Source organism: Cedecea sp. B1(4), assembly GCF_059414925.1.
On record NZ_JCAHMZ010000124.1, the window covers coordinates 1 to 485 of the forward strand.

1 protein-coding gene is annotated in these 485 nt (G+C 66.6%); it reads left to right on the forward strand.

The features are described from left to right. Positions 1-485, forward strand: a 485-nt coding sequence (locus ACR6JA_RS22320) for an oxidoreductase dimerization domain-containing protein (RefSeq protein WP_494599590.1), incomplete at both ends; no start/stop codon positions are given.

The following is a 485-nucleotide window of genomic DNA, read 5'->3' on the forward strand; positions in this document are numbered from 1 at the left end:
GCACGGTGAATTGCGCGCCGACAAACTGCTGGTTGCCACCGGTCGGACACCGAACACGCGCAGCCTCGCGCTGGACGCAGCGGGGGTCACTGTCAATGCGCAAGGTGCCATCGTCATCGACCAAGGCATGCGCACGAGCAACCCGAACATCTACGCGGCCGGCGACTGCACCGACCAGCCGCAGTTCGTCTATGTGGCGGCAGCGGCCGGCACCCGTGCCGCGATCAACATGACCGGCGGCGATGCGGCGCTCGACCTGACCGCAATGCCGGCCGTGGTGTTCACCGATCCGCAAGTGGCGACCGTGGGCTACAGCGAGGCGGAAGCCCACCACGACGGGATCGAGACCGACAGCCGCACCTTGACCTTGGACAACGTGCCGCGTGCGCTCGCCAACTTCGACACACGCGGCTTCATCAAGTTGGTGATCGAAGAAGGCAGCCATCGGCTGATCGGCGTACAGGCGGTCGCGCCGGAAGCGGGTG